The sequence below is a fragment of the Bacillus sp. JAS24-2 genome (assembly GCF_008274905.1).
GTDB lineage: Bacteria > Bacillota > Bacilli > Bacillales > Bacillaceae_G > Bacillus_A > Bacillus_A cereus.
Genome location: NZ_CP031068.1, coordinates 2744017 through 2769604, shown reverse-complemented (window position 1 = coordinate 2769604; position 25588 = coordinate 2744017). Strand labels below are relative to the sequence as shown.

The following is a 25588-nucleotide window of genomic DNA, read 5'->3' as shown; positions in this document are numbered from 1 at the left end:
AAGCCTAACATAATATGTTAGGCTTGTTTTTTGATCGCAACATCATTAAGAATTGCATCAAATATATCTTTTTGCGTAAAGTTATCTGTAAAAATAGTTTCTCTGGCAACCTTAATAGTATCGTGCGGATTATACCATTTTTGTAGGGAATCTTCACCAAATTCGTGTCGTTTGTCCCTTGTGTTATGTCGTCTAATAGTTTCCTCTAATGATAAATCAAAGTAATATGCAAATGCATTTTCATCAAAATAACGAATTAATTCTTTTAACATCTCACCATACCTATGACTGTTCAATATACCTTCTAAAATAACAAATTCACATTTTCCTTTTCCGTACTTCGTAATTTCAAATAGTAAATCATGTGATAAATTACCCATTGTGTCGTGTACTCTAAGCATATCTCTACGTACAACATCCTGTGATACTAAAAGTGTCCCTTGTCCGAAATGTTCTTGTAGTTGTTTTGCAATCGTTGTTTTACCACTTGCGGAGTTTCCTCTAAGAATGATTAAAGTGGATGTAAATATAGGATTAGACATAATGTATTCCCCCCAAACAGCATTAATTATATAGAAAATTTTAACAAATAAAGTGAGGAAAGTGTATAATCAATATGATGGATATTTAAGGAGGGGGTAAGATGGGGGATATATTAAAAAATGCACAACCTATATGGAAACGGACTTGGTTTCGTTATATAGGGGCATTTTTTATTGTTCAGTTACTGTTTATCCCGCATTAACGGGCAGTAAGACGCCCACCTCAAAATTCAGCGAAAGCGAAGAAGTTAGGTGGGGGATCAACTGTCCGTAAAAGCCCGATTGGTTCAACTAATAATCAGTGGTGGATGAACAAAACCCCCACTGATTAAAGTTTCACTTTATTTTGTGTGAAATAACTGGGTGGGTACCAAACTTTAGGCCAGGCGGAGAGTTTTTTAATAGAATATTAAATTCTCAATTTTTCACTGAATGGTTCACACTCTATACAATCCCGCAATTTAACGTATTTACAGCATTTTTTGCGATTACATTACTACCATATGCATTAGTAGGTGCAATGAAAGATGTAACAGCAAGAAAAAATATAAAGGAATAATAGAGGTATAATATGCTTTTTCAAAAAGAAGGTTTATTGATTAGATACGTAATGGAAGATGATGCATCTATCATTTCTAAATGGTTAACGGACCCAGCAGTCCTGCGGTATTACGAAGGACGAGATAATCCGCAATCTGTAGAAAAGGTGCTTGATCATTTTATACATAGTCCAAACAGTAATGAAAAAAGATGTTTAATAGAATTTGATACCATTCCGATTGGTTACATACAAATGTATCCAGTGGATTCAGAGTGGAAAGCGTTATATGGCTATAAAGAATCACAAAATGTATGGGGTATGGACCAATTTATCGGTGAACCAGCCTATTGGGGAAAGGGAATTGGAACAAAACTCGTTCAGGCAGCAATTACATATATTATGGGTGAAATGGGAGCAGAAGCAATTGCAATGGATCCGAAAGTAAATAATGAACGGGCAATAAAGTGTTATGAAAAAAGTGGATTTAAAAAAGTAAAGATTTTAAAGGAACATGAGTTGCATGAGGGGAAATTAGAAGATTGTTGGATGATGGAATATAAACAATAATAATGGCTTATACAAACAAAGGGGGATGTGTGAAATGAAAAAAGCATTAATCGTAATTGATGTGCAAGCGGGTATGTATACAGCTGGAATGCCAGTACATAATGGGGGAAAGTTTTTACAAACATTGCAAGAGCTTATTAGGGAATGTCGTTCAAATGATATTCCAGTTATTTATATCCAACATAACGGTCCTAAAGATCATCCGTTAGAAAAAGGTACGGATGGATGGCGAATCCATGCGGCCATCGCTCCGCAAGAAGGAGATAATATAGTTGAAAAGACGACTCCAGATTCATTCCATAATACAAACTTAAGTGAAGTGTTACAAGAGAAAGGAATTGAACACGTTATTCTTTCGGGAATGCAAACAGAGTATTGTGTAGATACGACAACGCGCAGAGCATGTAGTGAAGGATATAAAGTAACGTTAGTGAGTGATGCACATAGTACATTTAATACAGAAGTGTTACGTGCTGAAGATATTGTGAAACATCATAACGCAGTATTGGGAGCGTTTGCGGATGTTGTTGCAGTAAAAGACTTAAAAGTGGCTGCCTCTAAATAAGAGGCAGTTTTTTATTAGAAAAAATAGCGTCAAATATTGTTAGTAGGTCGGTATTTTGAAATAATCACTTATATAATTTCACGTACCATAATGAAAAAATACAAAAAAGGAGCACCACATAATTAAAAAGGGCGCTCCTGCATTAAAACGTTACTTTTTCTTATCTTTATCCAATATATTTTGTTCTTCAGCAAACTCTGTACCATATGCAAAGCGGCGATTAATACGAATGTTATCATTATTGTGCCTTGTATGAGAGTTAGAGAAGCGATGAACGATTACTTCAGATAAAGTGAAGACGATGGCAGAAAGGATACTGCCCCATGCAATTTGCATATAGTTGTCTAATAAAATATTACCGAAAATCCATACGCTTAAATATGTTAATAAGAAATCCGACATAATGGCACCAGTATTGCCAATTCGATTTAAAATGATTTTATCAACGAACATGTAGGATACGATTGTAACAAAGAGACTGAATGAAATAATTTGAACAAACGTTGCAGGGAAAAATAAAGCAAGCCCAATGCTAAATGCGATAATGCACGATATAAACTTGATAAGCACTACTGTGAAATCATTCAAAATTTACACCTCCGATTTATACATAGTTTTTCAATAAATTCTGGAGTTCATACATTGTAACGGATTTATTTACATAAAACTTTTTCATGTTCGGAATTTAGTCTAAATATTATAAAAACAATGAAAAAATGTTATAGTAAAATGAGAGTGTATGACATTTTTAGGTAAGGGGGAATCCAGGATGTGGATTACTTCAGAAGTAGAAATTCCAGATGAGTTAATTGATCACCTTGAGCAAGGAAAGTTAGTATTATTTGTTGGAGCGGGAGTTTCTATGAAAGGGAAATCAAACTTACCGAATTTTGATGATTTAGTTGATGAAATTGCAAAAACGTTATATGTCGAAAAACGTGAAATAACAGAACCACATGATTATTATCTTGGTAAAATTGCGAAAACAAAAGATGTACATCAAGTCGCAAGAGATCTTGTTCATATAGAGAAATCAAAACCGAATCCATTGCATTATGCAATTCCAAGGCTATTTCCTTTAGATACAGATATCCGCATTGTAACAACAAATTTTGATCAACATTTTACAACAGCAATTAAAGAAATAAATAGAGATATCAATGTTTATTACGCTCCAGCTTTACCGACTGGGAGAGCTTTTAAAGGTCTTGCTTATATACATGGTAATGTAGAACAGGAGAAAGAGGCTTTAATTTTAACAGATGGTGATTTTGGAAGGGCTTACTTAACGGAAGGGTGGGCGAGAAGATTTTTAGTTGATCTATTCTCAAATTACACCGTTTTATTCATTGGATATAGTCATAATGACCCAGTAATGAAATATTTAGCAACTGGTTTACCACCAAGTACAAGACGATTTGCTTTTGTCGCACAAGGAGAAAATACGTACCACTGGGAACATTTAGGGATAAGACCAATTGTGTATCCGAATAAGGTGAATAATCATCAATCCCTCGTAAAAGCAGTAAAACGCTGGGCTGAATTAATGGGTGATAATTATATTACGAAAAGAATGCGTATTCGGGATATTGTAACGGTTCCCCCGTCAGTAGAACAGGAACAATTATCATACATAAAGCAATCGATTAAAAAAATTGAAACAGTACGTTACTTTGTGGAATTTGCTCATGATTATGAATGGGTCGAATGGTTAGAAGCAGAAGGTAAATTACAAAATTTGTTTATGCTTACGCCAAACTATAATGAAGTAGATGAATTACTTGCAGAATGGTTAGTGGAACAATTTCTTTTTAGTCATCAGAAAGAATTATTTCAATTAATTTATAAAAACTATTCTAAAATATCACCGTTATTATGGAGAACAATTTGTAACTACTTAAACGAAACGAAGAGTAAGATGGACCCGCTGTTGTTTGCAAGGTGGACACTCCTTTTATTAGAAACAGCTGAAAAAGATAGTAGCTCTATAGAAAAGATTTCTAAGTTACTGCAAAAATGTTCTTTTCCTGAGCATAAAGAAATTGCCTTATTGTTACTAACTTTTATTTTAGACGGAAAACTGAAGTTGAAACGTGTAAGAAAATGGGGGAATGATACGCAAGAATCAATAGAACTCGAGGAATCGAGTCGCTTACCAGTATCTACATTTTCTCATGTGGAGCAAATTTGGAACGAAAAGATGAGGCCATATATCGCTTATTATGCTGTTCCAATTATGATGATTGGATTAGAAAAATTGAGAATGTTGTCGTTAAGACAAACGGCACTGAAAAAAAGAAATAAGGAAAATGTAGAGAAAGAGTTTCATCAAAATGATCTTGCATTTTTAATACGAATTGTAAAAGAGTGTCTAACTTATTTATGCGAAAACAATGAAAAAAAAGCGGATTATTATATTACAGAAATGATAGAAGCAAATAGTGTACTTCAAAAGCGAATTGCAATTGATGCGATGAATAAAAATATTTTTGTTCGTGTAGATGACAAAATGAAATGGTTGTTACATGAAGGACTTCTTTTAGATTTCACTTATAAACACGAAGTTTTTCAACTTTTAAAAAGGCATTATGCACATTGTTTAGAAAAAACAAAAGAAGAAGTCACTCGAACTGTAATAAAGCATCTTACAGAAGAGAGGGTATTTGATGCATGTCTCGTATTAGACTTATTATTCAAGTGTGATTCGAATAGCCCATCTACGGCAAATGGGTATGAGTTAATGAAGCAAAAGCATCCTCATTTTCATTCTGAACGATACAGTGTACAAAAGAAAGAAGATACAGCAGAAAGCATTACTTGTAATGTAACTGCTGACGGATTATTGCAGCTGAAAGATGTTGAAATTATGAAGCAAGTTCAGCAATTTTCGCAAGATGGTGTTTTTGAACAACGTCATTTTTTAGAGATGTTATCAAAAGCATGTAAATTAAACACAGAGTGGAGTATTTCATTTGCATACCAATTAGTAGGAGTGCAAGAAATAAGTAATGAAGTATGGTTTGTTTGTATTAGAGAATGGCGAAATAATCGAGGATTGACGAGTGAGCAAATCCAAAAAATTATTCCGCTATTGCAGAAATTTGTTAGAAATACTGCTTTTCATTGGTTAATTAGTAGTTTTCTATATGAAATTAGTAATCGACTAGAAGAGTTAGAAGAGAATAGTATACGTGTTGTAAAACGATTTGCTTTTTCAGTGTTCCCTCAAGTTATGAAGAGTGATACAGACTTTAAGTTTGGGAAACAAGATTTTTATAATGAATCAATTCAGCATCCAGTTGGAAAAATGACGGCTGTATTATTAAAGTTGTTATCATATGATCATTTATACGATCGTAATGTATATGAATATTTATTTTTATTTGAAGAACAAGTAAGAGTTAATTCGGAACGAACAAACTTTATGTTTGCTCGTTTAATAGCAGATATTACATTTCTATATCATATTGAAAAACAATGGTGCCGAAAATATTTGTTACCATACTTAGATTTAAAAAAACAAAATGAGATTACGGAATATGCATGGGCCGGCTTATGTTACACGCAAATAAATTTACCTTTATTTACAGAAATGAAGCGATTTATTAAGTATGCGATAGAACATTTGGAAGTATTACATCCGCATACGAGAGAAGCTTTCTTGAAGTGGCTTAGCTTTGTATTTATTAAATGTGTACTATATTGGGAGCAAAAAACAAATTGGTTATACCCGTTACTCATACTAGAAAATGAAGAAAATAAAATTAAGTTTATGCAGTTTTTATGCTATTACGTCAAAACATTAAGTGTAAAAGAACAACAAAAGTTTTGGACAGCTTGGCTCAGCGTATTTTTGCGAGAACGACCAAAAATGGGTGAGATAACTGCGAGAGAATATGTGATGCTTTTACGTATTATTTTATACATGGATGAAATATTAGAAAAAGGATTATGTATTATGTCTCGTGCATTTTCAAGTGTACATGGTAAATGTACAGGTGAGGAAATGAAGCGGTTATTGATTGAAATGCTTCATAAAAAAGAAAGTATGAAAGCGCATAAAGAAATGTTTGCAAATGTGTTTTTTATTTTACTACAAACATGTCACGAAGCCGTTTTATTTGAAAAAGAAATCATACAAATAAAAGAATTATTAGTTCAGTATGAAGTAGAGGAATATGTTTTACATTTACTAGAAAATGAAATAATTCGCATAGGAATTGTAATGGGTGATTTACAAAAAGAATTATAGGACGAAAGTGGAATTTAAAAAAATATATAAAAAGTTGTTGACAGTGTTTTGAAAAGCGTTCTATAATACGAATCATACTTATTCAATTTCAAAAACATTTGAATAAACAAAGTGCAATGAAGAGATCACAGTAGTGGTTAGTCTTACTGTAACAGAGAGCTGGTGGTTGGTGTGAACCAGTACAGGGATAATCATGAATTACAGTCTTGGAGCATCTTTTTCGTAATAAAGATAGTTTGTCTTTATTACGAAAAAGCGGTCAATTGATCGTTAACAGTGAAGAGAGGTAGACGGAAAGTTAGTCTACAACTAGGGTGGTACCGCGATAAATATCGTCCCTACTGATTTATTCAGTAGGGACTTTTTGTATTTTAGTGGTTCAACTTGAAAATTAAATAGTCATGCATTGAAAGGAAAAGCAGTAGTTGTTGTTTCCCTGTAACAGAGAGCTGGTGGTTGGTGCAAACCAGTACATAAACAAGAGCGAATTACAGTCCTGGAGCATCTTTTTCGTAGTAAAGATAGTATTGTCTTTATGAAGGGAAAGACGGTCAGATGATCGTTAACAATGAAGAGAGGTAGACGAAAGAAGTCTACAACTAGGGTGGTACCGCGATAAATATCGTCCCTACTGATTGAATCAGTAGGGCTTTTTTGTACAAAAAAGTGGGTTTTTAACTAGTAGTTCATGTCTTTGTACGAATTATTAGTTTAAAATAAGAAGAGGTATCGATTCCACTATAAATTTGTATAATTAGTCAGTTCAGAAAATAGAGAATTTTTTATTCTCTTACTATACTTTTAAAACATTAGAGGAGGATTTCCAAATGGCAAATCATGAATTAGATCAATTACGTAAACAGGTAGATGAAATTAACTTACAACTATTACACCTTTTAAACAAACGTGGTGAAATTGTTCAAAAAATTGGAGAGCAAAAGCAAGTACAAGGCACGAAACGCTTTGATCCAGTACGTGAGCGTGAAGTACTTGATATGATTGCAGAGCATAACGAAGGACCATTCGAAACATCAACAGTTCAACATATTTTCAAAACGATTTTCAAAGCAAGCTTAGAGTTACAAGAAGATGATAACCGTAAAGCGTTACTAGTATCACGTAAAAAGAAACAAGAAAATACAATTGTTGATGTAAAAGGTGAATTGATTGGAAACGGAACACAAACGTTCATCATGGGACCTTGTGCAGTAGAAAGTTTAGAACAAGTTCGTCAAGTAGGGCAAGCGATGAAAGACCAAGGCTTAAAATTAATGCGCGGTGGTGCATTCAAACCGAGAACTTCTCCATATGATTTCCAAGGTTTAGGAGTAGAAGGACTTCAAATTTTACGTCAAGTAGCAGACGAGTTTGACTTAGCAATTATTAGTGAAATTTTAAATCCGAACGATGTTGAAATGGCATTAGACTACGTTGATGTAATTCAAGTTGGCGCACGTAACATGCAAAACTTCGATTTATTACGAGCTGTAGGTAAAGTTAACAAACCAGTATTATTAAAACGTGGATTAGCAGCAACAATTGATGAGTTCATTAACGCAGCGGAATACATCATTGCGCAAGGTAACGATCAAATTATTCTTTGTGAGCGCGGTATCCGCACATACGAAAGAGCAACACGTAACACATTAGACATTTCTGCAGTACCAATTTTAAAGAAAGAAACACATTTACCAGTTATCGTTGATGTAACACATTCAACTGGACGCAGAGATTTATTATTACCAACAGCGAAAGCGGCACTTGCAATTGGCGCAGATGCAGTAATGGCTGAAGTTCATCCAGATCCAGCAGTTGCATTATCAGATTCTGCACAACAAATGGACATTCCAGAATTCCATAGATTCATGGATGAGTTAAAAGGTTTCAAAAATAAATTATCTTAATTCCATATCATATATGCATTGAAGAGGAAACAGTAGTGCTTATCTCACTGTTAAAGAGAGCTGATGGTCGGTGTGAATCAGTACAAAGGTAAGCATGAATTACAGCCTTGGAGCATCTTTCCCGACAACTTTTGGAGGGTAAGACGGTCGAACGATCGTTAAAGAAGAAGAGAGGTAGACGAAAGAAGTCTACAACTAGGGTGGTACCGCGATAAACATCGTCCCTACTGAGCGCTCAGTAGGGACTTTTTTGTACAAAAAAATAGTAAAGGGGCAAGAGAAATGAGATACATTACAGCTGGAGAATCACATGGACCGCAGTTAACAGTTATTTTAGAAGGTGTACCAGCAGGTTTGACACTTACGGCGGAACATATTAATAAAGAATTATTAAGAAGACAAAAAGGTCATGGACGCGGAAGACGTATGCAAATTGAAACAGATACAGTTGAAATTGTAAGTGGTGTTCGTCACGGGATGACACTTGGATCACCGATTACGTTAATTGTAAAAAATGATGATTTCAAACATTGGACGAAAGTAATGGGTGCAGAGCCAATTTCGGAAAAAGAAAGTAAAGACATGAAACGTACAATTACAAAACCACGTCCCGGACATGCAGATTTAAATGGAGCAATTAAATATGGTCATCGTGATATAAGAAACGTATTAGAGCGGTCATCTGCAAGAGAAACGACAGTTCGTGTAGCTGCTGGTGCAGTTGCAAAACAAATTTTAAGCGAATTAGGCGTGGGAATTGCAGGACATGTTCTTGAAATTGGTGGAGTAAAAGCAAAACATATTTCAAACTTATCAATTGAAGAAATTCAAACAATTACTGAAAACTCACCAGTTCGATGTTTAGATAAAGAAGTAGAGCAAGAAATGATGAATGCGATTGACAACGCAAAAAGTAGTGGAGATTCAATCGGTGGTATTGTGGAAGTGATTGCAGAAGGTATGCCGATTGGCGTTGGTAGTTACGTTCATTACGATCGTAAATTAGATGCAAAACTTGCTGGTGCAATTATGAGTATAAATGCATTTAAAGGTGCTGAAATCGGCGTAGGTTTTGAAGCGGCACGACAACCGGGAAGCAAAGTGCATGATGAAATTCTGTGGGATGAAGAAAAAGGATACACGAGAAAAACGAATAATGCCGGCGGTTTAGAAGGCGGTATGACAACAGGTATGCCAATTATCGTAAGAGGCGTGATGAAGCCAATTCCTACTTTATACAAACCGTTAGCAAGCGTTGATATTGATACGAAAGAAGCATTCCAAGCGAGTATTGAAAGATCTGATAGTTGCGCAGTACCAGCAGCGGGTGTAGTAGCTGAATCTGTTGTGGCATGGGAACTTGCAGATGCACTAGTCGAACAATTCGGAAAAGATCGTATGGAATTATTAAAACAAAACATTATGCAACACAATAACTACGCAAAAGAATTTTAATAAAAAGGTGGGTTTAACGTGCAAGTAAAAGATCAACTATCATCATTACAACCATATAAACCAGGTAAATCACCAGAACAAATGAAAGAAGTGTACGGAGATCATTTGTTTGTGAAATTAGCATCGAATGAAAATCCATTTGGTTGTTCACCGAGAGTTTTAGAAGAGTTGCAAAACTCTTGGTTGGAACATGCTTTATATCCTGACGGAGGTGCTACAACGCTCCGTCAAACAATCGCAGATAAGTTGCATGTGCAAATGGAACAAGTACTTTGTGGTAGTGGTTTAGATGAAATCATTCAAATGATAAGCCGCGCCGTATTACGAGCGGGAGATAACATTGTAACAGCAGGTGCAACATTCCCGCAGTACCGCCATCATGCGATTATTGAAGGCTGTGAAGTGAAAGAAATTCCTTTAAATAAAGGTGTATACGATTTAGACGAAATTTCGTCAGCGGTAAATAATAATACGAAAATCGTATGGATTTGTAATCCGAACAACCCGACGGGCACATATGTGAATGAGCAAAAATTAACTCAATTTATTGAAGGCATTAGTGAAAATACGTTAATTGTCATTGATGAAGCGTACTATGAATACGTAACAGCAAAAGATTTCCCTGAGACATTACCGCTTTTAGAAAAACATAAAAACATTCTTGTACTTAGAACGTTTTCTAAAGCATACGGATTAGCTTCTTTCCGCGTTGGATATGCGATCGGACAGGAAGAGCTAATTGAGAAATTAAATGTCGTACGTTTACCATTTAACGTATCTTCATTAGCGCAAAAAGCAGCGACGATTGCTTTTGGTGATGACGAGTTTATTAAAGAAATAGTTCACATGAATACAGAAGGATTACAGCAATACGAGAGTTTCTGTAAGGAAAACGGTATACCATTTTATTCGTCACAAACTAATTTCATCTTCTTACCGGTAGATAATGCTGCAGAGATTTATGAAGCTTGTGCACATGCAGGATTTATTATTCGTCCATTCCCAAAGGGTGTCCGTATTACAGTTGGAACAAGGGAGCAAAATGAAGGAGTGATTTCAGTGTTAAAACAACACTTTGAAAATAAAAAAAATAAGTCTCGAGATGAGGCAAATGCGTAAAAAGGTAGTATTAATTGGAACAGGTTTAATAGGAGGCTCTCTCGCATTAGCAATTAAGAAAGAGCACGATGTAACGATAACAGGGTACGATATATTTAAAGAGCAAGTAGAGCGTGCAAAAGAATTACACGTAGTAGATGAAATAGGAGTTGATTTACAGCGTGCATGTGAAGAGGCACATTTAATTGTTTTTGCTTCTCCAGTTGAAGAAACGAAGAAGCTATTACACAAACTTGCGTCATTCCGTTTACGAGAAGATGTTATAGTGACTGATGTTGGTAGTACAAAAGGGTCTATTATGAACGAAGCGGAAGCTTTATTTTCAAAGGATGTTTCTTTCATTGGTGGACATCCGATGGCGGGTTCTCATAAAACGGGAGTTGAAAGTGCAAAGGCACATTTATTTGAAAATGCATTTTACATTTTAACACCGATGAATCACGTGCCAAATAAACAAGTGGAAGACCTTAAAGTATGGTTAAAAGGAACAGGGTCACATTTTCTTGTTTTAAATACGGAAGAACATGATTATGTAACAGGGATCGTTAGTCATTTTCCGCACCTTATCGCAGCAGGTTTAGTAAAGCAAGTTGAGAAACATGCAGGAGATAATCCGCTCATTCATCAACTAGCTGCTGGAGGTTTCAAAGACATTACACGTATCGCATCTAGTAGTCCAAAAATGTGGAGTGATATTGTAAAGCAAAATCGAGAGCATTTAATGGTATTATTAAAAGAGTGGATCTCTGAAATGGAAGATTTATATAAAACAGTTTCTACCGGAGATGCAGGCGAGATTCAAAACTATTTTGCAGATGCGAAAGAATACCGTGATTCTTTACCAGTAAGAAAGAGAGGGGCAATTCCTGCCTATCACGACTTATACGTCGATGTATTAGATAAGGTGGGGGCATTGGCTCATATTACGAGTATTTTAGCGCGCGAGGAAATTAGTATTACGAACTTGCAAATATTAGAAGCGCGTGAAGGACTGCTTGGGGTATTACGTATTAGCTTCCAAAGGGAAGAAGATCGTATGAAAGCAAAGCTAGCGCTTGGAGAAGAAGAATACCAAACTTATGAAACAATTTAAATGAGAAGGTGAAAAACGTGAAAGAAAGAACAATACAACCTGTTAATAACGGATTGAATGGCAACATTACAATCCCAGGTGATAAATCCATTTCACACCGTGCTGTTATGTTCGGTTCTATTGCAGAAGGGAAAACAACAATTAAAGGTTTCTTGCCCGGTGCAGACTGTTTAAGTACGATTTCATGTTTTAAAGAAATGGGAGTAGAAATTACGCAAAACGGTGATGAGGTTACTGTAGTTGGTAAAGGATTAGAAGGTTTACAAGAACCGAAAGCTGTATTAGATGTTGGTAATTCTGGTACAACAATCCGATTAATGTCAGGTATATTAGCTAACACACCATTTTTCTCTTGCGTACAAGGTGATGAATCTATCGCAAAAAGACCGATGAAGCGTGTAACAAACCCATTAAAACAAATGGGCGCAAACATAGACGGCCGAGAAGAAGGAACATTTACACCGTTAACAATACGTGGCGGCGATTTAAAAGCAATTGAATATATTTCTCCTGTTGCAAGTGCACAAGTAAAGTCGGCTATTTTACTTGCAGGTCTTCGTGCAGAAGGTGTAACAGCTGTTACAGAACCACATATTTCACGCGACCATACGGAAAGAATGCTCGAAGCATTTGGTGTTAAAGTAACTCGCGAAGGGAAAACAGTGAAGCTGTCAGGTGGACAAAAATTAACAGCAACAGACATTCAAGTGCCAGGTGACGTATCATCAGCAGCGTTTTTCTTAGTAGCAGGTGCAATCATCCCAAATAGTAAACTAGTATTACAAAATGTAGGAATGAATCCAACCCGTACAGGTATTATTGATGTTTTAGAAAAAATGGGTGCTACGTTCACTGTAGATCTAATTAACGAAGAGGCATCAGAACCGGCTGCAAATATTACAATCGAAACATCTTCATTAAAAGGAATTGAAATTGGCGGAGATATTATCCCTAGATTAATCGATGAGATTCCTGTAATCGCATTAGCGGCAACGCAAGCAGAAGGAATTACAGTAATTAAAGATGCACACGAATTAAAAGTAAAAGAAACAAACCGTATTGATACAGTCGTTGCTGAGTTAACGAAACTAGGAGCTCGCATAGAAGCAACTGATGACGGTATGATCATTTACGGAAAATCAGCTCTAAAAGGCAATACAGTAAATAGTTATGGTGATCACCGTATCGGAATGATGCTTGCAATTGCTGGTTGCCTGGCAGAAGGAAAAACAATTATTGAAGATGCAGAAGCAGTAGGTGTATCATATCCTACATTCTTTGACGAACTTCAAAAGTTAGCTAAATAAAAAGGGTGGAAAGCAGATACGTGATGTATCTGCTTTTTTTGTTAAAACGTCCTTGTAATTTCACTTACCGAACTATAATAGTAAGAATTATGATACAATTCAAACAGAGAATGGAGGAGAATTATATGAATGTCATACAATTAAAAGAAGATAAGTTTAGAGAAGCATTACGTTTATCAGAATACGCTTTTCAATATAAAGTAGATGAGGAACGATTACAGCAGCAACTTACAAAAATGAAGGAAAGTCATGAAATATACGGCATTATGGAAGGGGAAGACTTAGCTGCAAAACTACACCTCATCCCGTTTCATATTTACATAGGTAAAGAAAAATTTAAAATGGGTGGCGTTGCAGGAGTAGCGACGTATCCAGAGTACAGAAGAAGTGGGTATGTAAAAGAGCTACTTCAACATTCACTTCAAACAATGAAAAAAGATGGCTTTACAGTCTCTATGTTACATCCATTTGCTGTTTCGTTTTACCGTAAATACGGCTGGGAACTTTGTGCGAATCTACTCAAATGTCATATAAGTAAGAGCGATTTAGTGATGAAAAAACAAGTAAATGGTACTGTGAAACGTTTTAATAAAGAAAATCATCCAGAAGAAGTCGAGAAGCTCTATGAAGCATTTGCAGAACGTTTTTCATGTATGTTAGTTCGAGAGAAGAACTGGTGGTTACAAGCGGTTTATGATGATTTAACATTAGCGATTTACTATGATGAAAATAAAAAGGCAGCAGGTTACATGTTATACAAAATAGAAAACTATAAAATGACAGTAGAAGAATTTGTACCACTGCATAATGAAGCACGAAATGGTCTGTGGAACTTTATTTGTCAGCATGATTCTATGATTAAAGAAATCGAAATGACAGTAAGTGAAAGCGAACCGTTATTATATTCATTGCAAGAGCCGCGCGTGAAGACAGAAATAAAACCATATTTTATGGGAAGAATTGTAGATGTAGAGCAGTTCTTAAAACAATATGAGTTGAATTGGAGCAATGTACAGCAAGAAGTGATCCTAAACATTACAGACGCATTTGCTCCGTGGAATAACATAACAGTGAGACTTGCAAATCATGAAATAACAATAATAAAAGAAAAAACAATAGATAAAGGCATCAAACTGGATATAAACGAGTTATCTACAATAATGTTCGGCTATAAACGTCCGTTACAACTGAATGAATTAGAATTAATTAGCGGAAGTGAAGAGGAAATACAAGCGTTTGAGAAAATAGTTCCGGTACGAGAAGCATTTATTTATGATTTCTTTTAAGTTTTCAATAGAAAATTGGGCTGCCCAAAAACAATTTTTGGGACAGCTTTCTCTTTGGTTGTCGGTAAGTCGATATATCCTGAAAATCGCTGATATAATTGGAGATGCGCCGATATATTCTGAAAATCGCTGATATAATTAGACTTGCGCTGATATATTCTAATAATCGTTGATATAATTTTTTCACTAAAACGTAACTATACTTTGTCACGCACTTGACTATTAATCCATGTAATTTATAATTAAAAACGGAATGAATTTTCATTCCTGGAAATAGAGGTGGAAAAAATGGCTAAAAACAAACAAGAGGATATTTTTGATGCTGCGATGCAACTTTTTGCAGAGCGTGGTTACGATGGTACGACAATTCCAATGATCGCTGAAAAGGCAAAAGTCGGTGCGGGTACTATTTATCGCTATTTTGAAAATAAAGAGGCACTTGTTAACTCATTATTTTCAAAAAGTATGTTAGAGCTTTCTGAAATAATAAAAACGGATTTTCCTGTTGAAGCAAATATTCGTGAACAGTTTAGTCATACGTACAACCGTTTATTTGAATTTGCGAGAAACAATGTAGATGCTTTTTTATTTACAAATTCTCACTGTGATAGTTATTTTCTTGATGAACAGAGTAAGAAAATATTTGATGATTTTATAGGCTTCTTTATGAATATTATTGAAGATGGAATCGCAAAAGGTTTTCTTCGTCCATTGCCTCCAGTTGCTTTAATTATTATTGTATATCAACCGCTAGAAAAATTAACGAAAGTAATTGCAACAGGGCAATTAGAATACTCGAAAGAGTTAGTAAAAGAATTAGAAGAAAGCTCTTGGAACGCTATTAGAATCATTTGATTCTATAGCTTTATAAGGAAAGGAATGAATATTCATTCCTAAATAGATTTAAAAAATGAGAGTAGGAAAGGATGTTTGTGTAACTAAGGGAATGAACATTCATTCCGGAAAGACTAGTTTAATAGAATTCACAAAATAATGTAATAGAACAATAGGAATGAACGTTCATTCCGTTACTAACGTGAAACTTTCAAAACGGGAGATGATTCAAATGAGCAAGTTAAAAAGTTGGAGAAGTTTATCTTTTCTATTATGGATAGTTATTACTATTACAATGGTCGTAACGATGCCTAATATGGATCAATTAGTGAAAGAAAAAGGGAAAATTACAATCCCTAATACAAAGCAAAGCAGTATTGCTGACAAGATGATGAAAGAGATGGATAAAGAAGGGGTTGAAAAGTATGAAATTATAGCCGTTTTTAATAGTGGCAATAAGGCAGCTTTAACAGATGAACAAAAAAAGGAAATAACAAAAACAATCAACGCCCTGCAAAATGAAAAAGAGCAATTAGGAATTAAGGAAGTTGTTTCACATTTAGACAATAAAGACTTGGAGAAACAATTAGTTTCTAAAGATAATACGACTATTTTAACGCAAATATCGATAGATAAAAAACATGGTGAAATATCAAAAGTTTCAAATAATCTTCATGAAAAAGTGCAAACGAAAGGGGTAAAAACGTATTTAACAGGAAGTGACTTAATAGCGGGTGATTTTCTTAAATCCTCTCAAGAGGGAGTGAAAAAGACAGAAGTTATTTCAATCATTTTCATTCTTGTAGTATTAATCCTCGTATTCCGTTCACCAGTTGTTCCAATTGTTTCTCTTCTTACAGTTGGTATATCGTATTTAGTTTCAATGGGGATTATTGCCCAGCTTGTAGATCAATTTAATTTTCCATTCTCAAACTTTACACAAGTGTTCGTAGTCGTCGTCCTGTTTGGGGTAGGAACAGATTATAACATTTTATTATATACGAGGTTTAAAGAAGAATTAAGTAAACAAGAAAATGCATTTTTAGCTACGAAAGAAACATTCAAATCAGCAGGTAAAACTGTATTATATAGCGGAATAGCGGTGCTAATTGGTTTTGCATCACTTGCTTTAGCAAGTTTTAAATTATATCAATCGACTTCAGCGGTAGCAATTGGTGTTTTAGTATTATTACTCGTATTAACGACTTTAAATCCATTTTTCATGGTGCTTTTAGGAAAAGGAATGTTTTATCCAGTTAAAACATTTAAAGGTCATGAGGATAGTCGCTTATGGGGATTCTTTGCGAAAAACTCAGTAGCAAGGCCATTTGTCGCTTTAATCATCGTATTCGTAATATCGATTCCTTTCGTATTAAAATACTCTAATACACTTAATTACAATGATTTATTTGAAGTGGATAATAAGTATGAATCCAAGATGGGTATTAACGTAATAGAGGATCATTTTCCGCCTGGTTTCTCTTCACCGAGTACATTAGTCATTCAATCTGATAAAAAGCTGGATGAAGGAACTTCTCTACAAATTTTAGACGAATTAACTGATAAAATTTCGAAAGTTAAAGGTGTGTCAGAAGTATATGCACCAACACGTCCAACTGGTGAGAAGATAAAAGAATTATATTTAAATAAGCAAGCGGGAGAATTGAATACAGGATTAGGAGATGCCGATGGTGGCATAAAGGAAATTAATGATGGATTAACAGATGCGAAAAATAAAATGGGAAGTAATGATTCAAATAGTCTTGCGAATGTTCAAAAATTAATTGATGGAACGAACGAGGCGAAAAACGGGGTATCAGCATTAGGAACAGCTTTACATCAATTATCAAATGGCATAAACGACGGTGCACAAGGAGCACAGCAAATTGAGAGTGGTTTAGCTTCAGTAAACGAAAATATAAATGTTCTATCTAATGCAACGTCGCAGCTGCATGCTGGTTATGCACAGTTAGAAAAAGGTTTAAACTCTTACGATCAATTCTTCGGAAGTATTTTTCAAGCGATTGATGGTGCGAAAAAGGGATATGAACAAATTGAAATGTTAATGACCAATTTCGTTCAAACGAAACCAGAATTAGCGAATGATCCAAACATACAACAAACGATAGGAATTGCTAAAGAGGCTCAAAAGAAATTAAGCGTACTTTCAAATGAATTAAATCAATTAGCAACACAGCACAAAACGGCGATGAGTTCATTTAAAGAAGCGAATCAATCGTTACTGAAAGTGGATAACGGCTTAAAAGAAATGAGCAATGGAGTTAATAAGTTACAAAAGGGAGCAGACGATCTTAAAAATGGATTAAATGAAGGTTCTTCAGGTTCAAAACAAATTGCAAATAAATCAGTTGAGTTACAATCTGGATTAACGAAAATAAACGATGGGCAAGGACAACTTTTAACGGGCCTTAAAGACCTGCAAGAAAAGATGGGGCAATTACAATCCGGTTTATCTAAAAGTACAGAAGGGCTTGGAAAAGTAAGTAATGGCCTGCATGACGCACAAAAATATTTAGGGGAGCTCAATGAATCGAAGAGCTCTGAGAAGTTTTATATTCCAAAAGAAGTGCTAGAGGGAGAAGATTTCCAAAAAGCATTGAACACGTACATGTCGCAGGATAGAAAAATTGCTAAAATGACTATCATTTTAGATGTAAATCCGTATTCAAAAGAAGCGATGCCAATTATTCAAGAAATCAATAAAACAATCGATGGCACTGTAAAGGGAACGGAATTACATGATGCGAAAACAGCAATTGGCGGAACAACAGCTAGAAACGTTGATTTAAAAGAAGTAACAGGGCAAGATTTCTTACGTACAGCTACAATTATGTTAATTGGAATTGCGATTGTATTAATCGTAATTACACGCTCATTACTAAACACAATATTTATTATTGGCTCATTACTATTAGCGTACTTCGCATCACTCGGTATAAGCGAACAAATTAGTGCACATGTATTACATGTAGATTCATTAAGCTGGAATGTTCCATTCTTTAGCTTCATTATGATTGTCGCTTTAGGAGTGGATTATAGTATTTTCGTAATGATGCGCTATAACGAGATAGAAGGGGATTCGGTAACGAAAATTGTAACTGCATCTCGTCATATAGGAGGAGTTGTATTATCAGCGGCGCTAATTTTAGGCGGGACATTTGCAGCATTAATTCCATCAGGTGTATTAACACTTATACAAGTTGCATCAGTAGTTGGCGTTGCACTTCTTCTATTAGCTTTAATTGTGATGCCGATATTATTACCGGCGTTAATAGGGTTAACGAGTAAAATGAAGAGTTACAAAGAGAAAATAATAAATACGAAATAAGAAGAGACTGTAGGGAATGATTTCTCTACAGTTTTTTCGGTATATAATATTTCAGATGAAAATGAATCCGATATATTACAGAATGAGCAGTGAAAGGTTATATGAGAAAGAGGTCGATGATATACATACAATAGCTAGGGGAATGGACAAAAACTATCCGATTTCATTGTAGAAAGGTAATCAACCGTTGCTATTCATCCAGCTTCTACTATATAATAGCTATAGTCTACAATAATTGAGTCGTAATATGCGATTTTTTAAGACAATCGGTGAGAAAACGCTGAAATAAGCGGTATTAGTAGGAGGACACAAATGATTACAGTAAGTAACGTTAGTTTGCGTTTCGCGGATCGCAAATTATTTGAAGATGTTAACATAAAATTCACGCCAGGTAACTGCTACGGTTTGATCGGAGCAAACGGTGCTGGTAAATCTACATTTCTAAAGATTTTATCTGGAGAAATTGAACCATCAACAGGTGACATACATATTACGCCAGGTGAGCGTCTAGCAGTATTAAAACAGAACCACTTCGAATATGAAGAGTTCCCAGTATTAGAAACAGTAATTATGGGTCACACGCAACTTTACAAAGTAATGCAAGAGAAAAATGCTATTTACATGAAAGAAGACTTTAGTGATGAAGATGGAATGCGCGCTGCTGAACTTGAAGGTGAGTTCGCTGAGCTTAACGGTTGGGAAGCTGAGTCAGAAGCTGCAATTCTTCTTAAAGGTTTAGGTATTGGTGAAGACCTTCATGATAAGAAATTGTCAGAATTAACTGGGGCAGAGAAAGTAAAAGTATTACTTGCTCAAGCTTTATTCGGTCAACCTGATATTCTATTATTAGATGAGCCTACCAACCACTTGGACTTAAAAGCGATTCAATGGTTAGAAAATTTCTTAATGAACTTTGAAAACACAGTTATCGTAGTATCCCATGACCGTCACTTCTTAAATAAAGTATGTACGCACATGGCTGACCTTGATTTCGGTAAAATTCAACTTTATGTTGGTAACTATGACTTCTGGTATGAGTCAAGCCAATTAGCTTTAAAATTAACACAAGATGCTAATAAGAAAAAAGAAGAGAAAGTAAAAGAGTTACAAAACTTCATTGCACGCTTTAGTTCAAACGCTTCTAAAGCGAAACAAGCAACTTCTCGTAAAAAATTATTAGACAAAATTACATTAGATGATATTAGACCGTCATCACGTCGTTACCCATTCGTTGGCTTCACACCTGAGCGTGAAGTAGGAAATGACTTATTAACTGTTGAAGGTCTTTCTAAAACAATTGATGGTGAAAAAGTGTTAGATAATGTGTACTTCACTTTAAATAAAGGTGATAAAGTTGCATTTATCGGCCGTAACGATATTGCGATGACAACATTATTTAAAATTCTTATGGGTGAAATGGAGCCGGATAGCGGTTCATTCAAATGGGGTGTTACAACCTCTCAATCTTACTTCCCAAGAGATAACTCTAAGTACTTTGAGAACAGTGATTACAACTTAGTTGAATGGTTACGTCAATTCTCTCCACAAGATGAGTCTGAAAGCTTCTTACGTGGTTTCTTAGGCCGTATGTTATTCTCAGGTGAAGAAGTTAAGAAGAACGTTTCTGTATTATCTGGAGGCGAAAAAGTTCGTTGTATGTTATCTAAAATGATGTTAAGTGGTGCGAACGTAATCACACTTGACGATCCAACGAACCACTTAGACCTTGAGTCAATCACAGCATTAAACAACGGTTTAATTGCATTCAAAGGTACAATCTTATTCACATCTCATGACCATCAGTTCGTGCAAACAATTGCAAACCGCATTATCGAAGTAACACCAAACGGTGTAATTGATAAAGAGGCTACTTATGATGAGTTCTTAGAAAATGAGGAACTTCAAAAACAAGTAGATGCAATGTACAAAGGTCAATAATATATAATGAAAAAACTCGCTCTTTTTAGAGCGAGTTTTTTGTCGAGAAAACGTAACATCGCTGGTCGATCAAATGAATAATTATTCAAATATAATATTAATGAACAGGAGAATTCTTTCATGTATGGAAGGGATGTAATGACTTTAAGATTTAAAGAGTTAGTTGAAGAAGGGAAATGTAAGTGGAGTAATATAATCAAATCGTATTATTTTGTCATGTGAAATATGTACCAAATTTGGAGATAGAATAGTTTGCGAATGAGTTTATAAAGGTATATAGTATGGGGTGTCATAATTAGTGGATGAATCTTGGGAGAAAACAGGAAATGTTACAAATTTATTTTGTTAAATAGAAACCAAGGTCAAAATGTCTAGAAAGAAATAGTTGAATAAATACTAGCTTCAAATTATAATTACTAATATTCTTCATATAGTTAAATAAAGATAATCTATTTGAAGAAGAAAATTTGAATAGAGAGACAGACTTATAAAAAAATAAGCCTTGGATGATCAAAAGAGGTGGAGAAATGAAACAGTTCTTATTAAAGAGCAAAAGTGTGTTAAGCAATCATTTTGGATTCTTTCTGTTTGCCGTTATTTTATTGTGGCTCAAAACATATGCAGCTTATGTAACGGAATTCAATTTAGGAATTTCAAACACAATCCAAAAATTCTTGCTGTTTTTTAACCCGCTTAGTTCAGCAGTTCTATTTTTAGGACTTGCATTATTTGCAAAAGGGAAACGATCTTATATTTGGTTAATTATCATTAATTTGTTATTGTCGATTCTTTTATACGCAAACGTAGTATACTATCGCTTTTTCAGTGACTTTATTACGTTCCCGACATTAACACAAACGAATAACTTTGGAGATTTAGGTGGTAGTATTCTTGCGTTGCTACATCTTTATGATCCATTATACTTCTTAGACACGATTATATTAATTGTGTTAGTCGCAACAAAATTTGCAAATCCAAAACCAATTCGTGTTGCGAAGCATAAATTATCTCTAGTATTTGTAGTAGGTATTTTATTATTCAGTGTTAACTTAGGTCTTGCAGAGTCTGACCGTCCTGAATTATTAACAAGAACGTTTGACCGTAATTATATTGTGAAATATTTAGGTGCATACAACTACACAATTTATGATGGAATTCAAAGTGCGAAAGCATCGACAGAACGAGCATTAGCGGATGGCGATAATATGACAGAAGTACGAAATTATTTAACATCAACTTATGCAAGTCCAAATCCTGAGTATTTCGGTAAAGGAAAGGGAATGAACGTAATTTACATTCATTTAGAGTCATTCCAAAACTTCTTAATTGATTACAAATTAAATGGTCAAGAAGTTACACCGTTCTTAAACTCATTTACAAAAGATGCGAATACACTATACTTTGATAACTTCTTCCATCAAACAGGACAAGGGAAAACATCTGATGCGGAGTTTATGTTAGAGAATTCAATGTTTGGCTTACCGCAAGGTTCTGTCTTTACAACGAAATCTCATAATACGTATCAATCAGCACCAGCTATTTTAGGACAACAAGGATACACATCAGCAGTATTCCACGGTAACTACAAAACATTCTGGAACCGTGACGATATTTATAAATCATTTGGTTTTAATAAATTCTTTGATGCGTCATACTACGATATGAATGAAAAAGACGTAGTAAACTACGGATTAAAAGATAAACCGTTCTTTAATGAATCTATTCCGTTATTACAAACGTTGAAACAACCGTTCTATACAAAGTTTATTACGTTATCGAACCATTTCCCTTATCCAATTGATAAGGCAGAAGCAACGATTGAACCAGCAACAACAGGTGATTCATCAGTAGATACGTACTTCCAAACAGCACGCTATTTAGATGAATCTGTAAAAGGCTTCATCGATTACTTGAAACAATCTGGTTTATATGATAACTCAATTATTGTTATGTACGGAGACCATTACGGTATTTCAGATAATCATAATGCAGCAATGTCAAAAGTAATGGGTAAAGAAATGAACTCATTTGAAAATGCACAGTTACAACGTGTACCATTAATCGTTCGTGTACCAGGAGTGAAAGGTGGCGTACAACATCAATACGGTGGTGAAATTGACGTTCTTCCAACGCTATTACACTTACTAGGTACAGATACAAAGAATTATGTTCAATTCGGTTCTGATTTATTATCACCAGATCATAAACAAGTCGTTGCGTTCCGTAACGGTAACTACGTAAGCCCAACAGTTACTGCACTAAACGGCAAATACTATGATACAACTACTGGAAAACCTGTAGAATTTACAGATGAAATAAAGAAAAATGAACAAATGGTTCAAAACTCACTAAAATACTCTGACCAAGTCGTAAATGGTGACTTATTACGATTCTACACACCGGAAGGATTCACTCCAGTAGATCGTTCGAAGTATAACTATAACAACCGTGATAAAAACAAAACGAAGGTAAAAACGACTCCGGAAGGGGAAGCTAAATAAATAATAAAAGGCGCTATTCATATGAATAGCGCCTTTTATTTGTAAATATACCATCATTATGAGACAAAACCAGCTGTTGCTTTTTGTTTTGCCTTTCCGAAGAAAACTACACCGACGATGATAATAATGATAAATGCCCATTTAACGAAAGGGTTACTTTCGAAAAATCCAGCGAACCATTTCTCATCTACAATCATTTTCGCGGCAGTATAAGCTAAAACGGCTGCTCCGATCGTAATGATGACAGGAAAACGATCCACCCATTTTAAAATTAATGTGCTGCCCCATACGACTACTGGAATAGACACTAATAGTCCGATGATTACTAAAGAAAAGTTACCATGGGCAGCTCCTGCAACAGCGAGTACATTATCAATGCCCATTAACGCATCAGCAATAATAATGGTTTTAATAGCAGACCAAAATCCTTCTTCGGCTTTAATATCATGATTTTTGCCCTCAGCGATCAGCTTGTAAGCGATCCAAATAAGAAGTACACCACCAATTAGGAGTAATCCAGGTATTTTTAATAACCAAACGACAACTAAGGTAGCGAGAGCCCTAATAGCGATTGCTCCAATGGTTCCCCAAATGATAACTTTCTTTTGTTGGTCTTTCGGTAATCTTCTTGCTGCTAATCCAATTACGATGGCGTTATCTCCGGCTAACACTAAATCGATTACAATAATGGCAAGCAAGGCAGACAAATATTCAGGTGAAAGAAAATCCATATACATATCACTCCTTAAGAGTAATATGTGCTAAAGTGTTGATAATATAAAAAAGGATTGAAATTGTATATTCAATCCTTTTTTGACTGTATTCTGATATGTATGTTTTTATTTTGAATAAGTCGCTTTTGTAGTTTTTTACTTATCGCGTTTCTTTCTTAAATTGATTCCAAGCTTCTTCAGTTTGCACTATAAATACGATTATATAACATCTACTTATTTAAACTAGGTTAAAGATAGCATGTGATATTTCAAAGTTAAATTTATTTGATAAAAGGGAAGGGACGTATAATATTGATATGGTGCAAGCGTGTATAGGTTTTCTCTATAAGGAAATTCTAAAAACGATAAAAAAGACTTGATAACCTACTAGAGGGGATCAAGTCTTTTCATTACATACGATTATCATGCCAGAAGTTTAATGGGAAGTGTTCGTTCTCATTATATGCTTCTAATTCATATCCTTTTTCTTTCAGTCCTTTAATAATTCCAGGTACTGCTTTTACTGATTGTGGATGAATATCATGCATAAGGATAACTTCTGTTGGATTTGTAGAATGAGCTAGAACGTTTTCTACAATTTTAGCTGATGCAGCATCAACTTGCATTTTGTTATATTTCCAGTCTAAAGAATCAATTGTCCAATCCCAAACTTTTAAGCCATTGTCTACAACTTTGTTGCGAAGACCTTCGTTTAATCCTGGCATAGAGCCGTAAGCTGGACGAGTTAATACTGGTGATTTACCTAAAACACCAGCGATTAAGCCTTGGTCTTCCTTCATTTCATCTACGTAATGACCTTCAGTGTAAAGTTTTTTGTAGTTATGAGTCATACTGTGCATCCCAACGTAGTGGCCTTCAGCATCTTCGCGTTTTACAAGATCAGGGAAAGCTTTTACGTTTGAACCAATTAGGAAAAATGTTGCTTTTGCATTTTCTTTCTTTAACATATCTAAAAGCTCAGCTGTGTATTTTCCAGGACCGTCATCAAATGTTAAATAAGCGACTTTTCTAACTTGCCCGTTATAATGTTTTGGAGCTTCTTTCGGAGCAAGAGATGTTTGAACCTCACTTACAAGTTGAACAGATTTTGCTTCATCCTCTGTACTAGCTAAAGCAGTATGTACTGATCCAAAAGCCGCTTCGTATGTGAATAATACTCCCGCACAAACTAACATAGCCCTTTTTACTAAAGTTGTCATTCGAATTCCATTGTGCATAATTTTCCTTCTCTCTATAAAAGTTCTACTCTACTATATTAGCAATTATAGGTAGGGAAATGCAAAGAAACTTTTTTACACTTGTAAAAAAGTTTACCCAAAAGTATGCAAGATTTTATATCAATTGCAGTTTTGAAAAATAGAATGAATTTAAACTTTATTATTTAAACTTTCAATCACCAAATCATACTTTCGTATCACTTCGTTTTCGTTCCAAATATTGATTCGAATATTTTTGATTTTTATTAAAATATTGGTAAAGAAACAATTATATGAAAAAAGGAGCGGGAATATGAATAATTATATTTGCACTACATGTGGAGTACAGTATCCCGAAAATGAAGAAGCACCTTCTCACTGTAAAATTTGTAATGAGGAAAGGCC

At 34.8% G+C, this 25588-nt stretch carries 17 protein-coding genes, 2 pseudogenes and 3 other annotated features; of the genes and pseudogenes, 15 read left to right on the top strand and 4 right to left on the bottom strand.

Translation table 11 applies throughout. From position 1 onward, the window contains the following. Positions 1-17: 17 nt before the first annotated feature. A complete protein-coding gene (locus tag DN407_RS14415) occupies positions 18-542 on the bottom strand; it encodes a kinase (protein ID WP_000070081.1) in 525 nt (174 codons plus the stop codon). Positions 543-643: 101 nt separating this feature from the next. Between DN407_RS14415 and DN407_RS31655 the strand changes: the two are divergent. The 4 genes and pseudogenes from DN407_RS31655 to DN407_RS14395 all read left to right on the top strand — a co-directional run. Continuing rightward, a pseudogene (locus DN407_RS31655) lies at positions 644-727 on the top strand (YfzA family protein); the annotation flags it as partial. A gap of 155 nt (positions 728-882) precedes the next feature. After that, positions 883-1101 (top strand): annotated as a pseudogene (locus DN407_RS14405) (YfzA family protein); the annotation flags it as partial. 12 nt (positions 1102-1113) lie between these two features. Next, the gene (locus DN407_RS14400; RefSeq protein WP_000898772.1) at positions 1114-1650 is read left to right on the top strand and encodes a GNAT family N-acetyltransferase; all 537 of its coding nucleotides are present in this window, start codon (positions 1114-1116) and stop codon (positions 1648-1650) included. A gap of 34 nt (positions 1651-1684) precedes the next feature. Then, entirely contained in the window at positions 1685-2215 is a 531-nt protein-coding gene (locus DN407_RS14395) for a cysteine hydrolase family protein (RefSeq protein WP_000709539.1), read from the top strand. Between the two features lie 150 nt (positions 2216-2365). Here the strand turns inward: DN407_RS14395 and DN407_RS14385 are convergent, their stop codons facing one another. Next, positions 2366-2803: a YndM family protein gene (locus tag DN407_RS14385; protein ID WP_000997702.1), complete on the bottom strand. Its 438-nt coding sequence runs from the start codon at positions 2801-2803 to the stop codon at positions 2366-2368. Positions 2804-2984: 181 nt separating this feature from the next. Between DN407_RS14385 and DN407_RS14380 the strand changes: the two genes are divergently transcribed. From DN407_RS14380 to ltaS, 11 genes are all read left to right on the top strand, one after another. Continuing rightward, complete coding sequence (locus DN407_RS14380; protein ID WP_149216399.1) at positions 2985-6467, top strand: DUF4020 domain-containing protein; 3483 nt, start codon at positions 2985-2987, stop codon at positions 6465-6467. A gap of 107 nt (positions 6468-6574) precedes the next feature. Then, positions 6575-6810, top strand: a binding site (T-box leader). A 54-nt stretch (positions 6811-6864) separates the two neighbouring features. Next, positions 6865-7100: a binding site (T-box leader), on the top strand. Positions 7101-7294: 194 nt separating this feature from the next. Further along, complete coding sequence (locus tag DN407_RS14375; RefSeq protein WP_001273575.1) at positions 7295-8371, top strand: bifunctional 3-deoxy-7-phosphoheptulonate synthase/chorismate mutase; 1077 nt, start codon at positions 7295-7297, stop codon at positions 8369-8371. A gap of 9 nt (positions 8372-8380) precedes the next feature. Beyond that, positions 8381-8600: a binding site (T-box leader), on the top strand. Between the two features lie 53 nt (positions 8601-8653). Continuing rightward, positions 8654-9826, top strand: a complete 1173-nt coding sequence (aroC, locus tag DN407_RS14370; protein ID WP_001269428.1) for a chorismate synthase — start codon at positions 8654-8656, stop codon at positions 9824-9826. Positions 9827-9844: 18 nt separating this feature from the next. Further along, positions 9845-10945: a histidinol-phosphate transaminase gene (hisC, locus tag DN407_RS14365; RefSeq protein ID WP_097998099.1), complete on the top strand. Its 1101-nt coding sequence runs from the start codon at positions 9845-9847 to the stop codon at positions 10943-10945. Next, complete coding sequence (tyrA, locus tag DN407_RS14360) at positions 10938-12038, top strand: prephenate dehydrogenase (protein WP_001228131.1); 1101 nt, start codon at positions 10938-10940, stop codon at positions 12036-12038. Before hisC ends, tyrA begins: the two co-directional genes overlap by 8 nt. 17 nt (positions 12039-12055) lie before the next feature. After that, the gene (gene aroA, locus DN407_RS14355) at positions 12056-13345 is read left to right on the top strand and encodes a 3-phosphoshikimate 1-carboxyvinyltransferase (RefSeq protein WP_000664628.1); all 1290 of its coding nucleotides are present in this window, start codon (positions 12056-12058) and stop codon (positions 13343-13345) included. Positions 13346-13470: 125 nt separating this feature from the next. Continuing rightward, positions 13471-14631: a GNAT family N-acetyltransferase gene (locus DN407_RS14350; RefSeq protein ID WP_001100916.1), complete on the top strand. Its 1161-nt coding sequence runs from the start codon at positions 13471-13473 to the stop codon at positions 14629-14631. Positions 14632-14919: 288 nt separating this feature from the next. Continuing rightward, on the top strand, positions 14920-15486 hold the full coding sequence (locus DN407_RS14345) for a TetR/AcrR family transcriptional regulator (RefSeq protein ID WP_001107299.1): 567 nt from the start codon (positions 14920-14922) through the stop codon (positions 15484-15486). Positions 15487-15697: 211 nt separating this feature from the next. Further along, entirely contained in the window at positions 15698-18814 is a 3117-nt protein-coding gene (locus tag DN407_RS14340) for an MMPL family transporter (RefSeq protein ID WP_140337371.1), read from the top strand. 312 nt (positions 18815-19126) lie between these two features. After that, positions 19127-20752: an ABC-F family ATP-binding cassette domain-containing protein gene (locus DN407_RS14335; RefSeq protein WP_000633864.1), complete on the top strand. Its 1626-nt coding sequence runs from the start codon at positions 19127-19129 to the stop codon at positions 20750-20752. A 527-nt stretch (positions 20753-21279) separates the two neighbouring features. After that, on the top strand, positions 21280-23253 hold the full coding sequence (ltaS, locus tag DN407_RS14330) for a lipoteichoic acid synthase (protein ID WP_000808774.1): 1974 nt from the start codon (positions 21280-21282) through the stop codon (positions 23251-23253). Positions 23254-23309: 56 nt separating this feature from the next. On the opposite strand, the gene DN407_RS14325 is transcribed toward ltaS, so the two are convergent. Further along, positions 23310-23984, bottom strand: a complete 675-nt coding sequence (locus DN407_RS14325) for a TerC family protein (protein WP_000346944.1) — start codon at positions 23982-23984, stop codon at positions 23310-23312. A gap of 392 nt (positions 23985-24376) precedes the next feature. After that, on the bottom strand, positions 24377-25204 hold the full coding sequence (locus DN407_RS14320) for a peptidoglycan-N-acetylglucosamine deacetylase (RefSeq protein ID WP_149216398.1): 828 nt from the start codon (positions 25202-25204) through the stop codon (positions 24377-24379). Positions 25205-25588 lie beyond the last annotated feature (384 nt).

Excerpts from the sequence above, each read along its gene's own strand:
- DN407_RS14415 (WP_000070081.1), bottom strand. The coding sequence starts at position 542 with ATGTCTAATCCTATATTTACATCCACTTTAATCATTCTTAGAGGAAAC.
- DN407_RS14400 (WP_000898772.1), top strand. The coding sequence starts at position 1,114 with ATGCTTTTTCAAAAAGAAGGTTTATTGATTAGATACGTAATGGAAGAT.
- DN407_RS14395 (WP_000709539.1), top strand. The coding sequence starts at position 1,685 with ATGAAAAAAGCATTAATCGTAATTGATGTGCAAGCGGGTATGTATACA.
- DN407_RS14380 (WP_149216399.1), top strand. The coding sequence starts at position 2,985 with ATGTGGATTACTTCAGAAGTAGAAATTCCAGATGAGTTAATTGATCAC.
- DN407_RS14375 (WP_001273575.1), top strand. The coding sequence starts at position 7,295 with ATGGCAAATCATGAATTAGATCAATTACGTAAACAGGTAGATGAAATT.
- aroC (WP_001269428.1), top strand. The coding sequence starts at position 8,654 with ATGAGATACATTACAGCTGGAGAATCACATGGACCGCAGTTAACAGTT.
- tyrA (WP_001228131.1), top strand. The coding sequence starts at position 10,938 with ATGCGTAAAAAGGTAGTATTAATTGGAACAGGTTTAATAGGAGGCTCT.
- DN407_RS14350 (WP_001100916.1), top strand. The coding sequence starts at position 13,471 with ATGAATGTCATACAATTAAAAGAAGATAAGTTTAGAGAAGCATTACGT.
- DN407_RS14345 (WP_001107299.1), top strand. The coding sequence starts at position 14,920 with ATGGCTAAAAACAAACAAGAGGATATTTTTGATGCTGCGATGCAACTT.
- DN407_RS14340 (WP_140337371.1), top strand. The coding sequence starts at position 15,698 with ATGAGCAAGTTAAAAAGTTGGAGAAGTTTATCTTTTCTATTATGGATA.
- DN407_RS14335 (WP_000633864.1), top strand. The coding sequence starts at position 19,127 with ATGATTACAGTAAGTAACGTTAGTTTGCGTTTCGCGGATCGCAAATTA.
- ltaS (WP_000808774.1), top strand. The coding sequence starts at position 21,280 with ATGAAACAGTTCTTATTAAAGAGCAAAAGTGTGTTAAGCAATCATTTT.
- DN407_RS14325 (WP_000346944.1), bottom strand. The coding sequence starts at position 23,984 with ATGGATTTTCTTTCACCTGAATATTTGTCTGCCTTGCTTGCCATTATT.
- DN407_RS14320 (WP_149216398.1), bottom strand. The coding sequence starts at position 25,204 with ATGCACAATGGAATTCGAATGACAACTTTAGTAAAAAGGGCTATGTTA.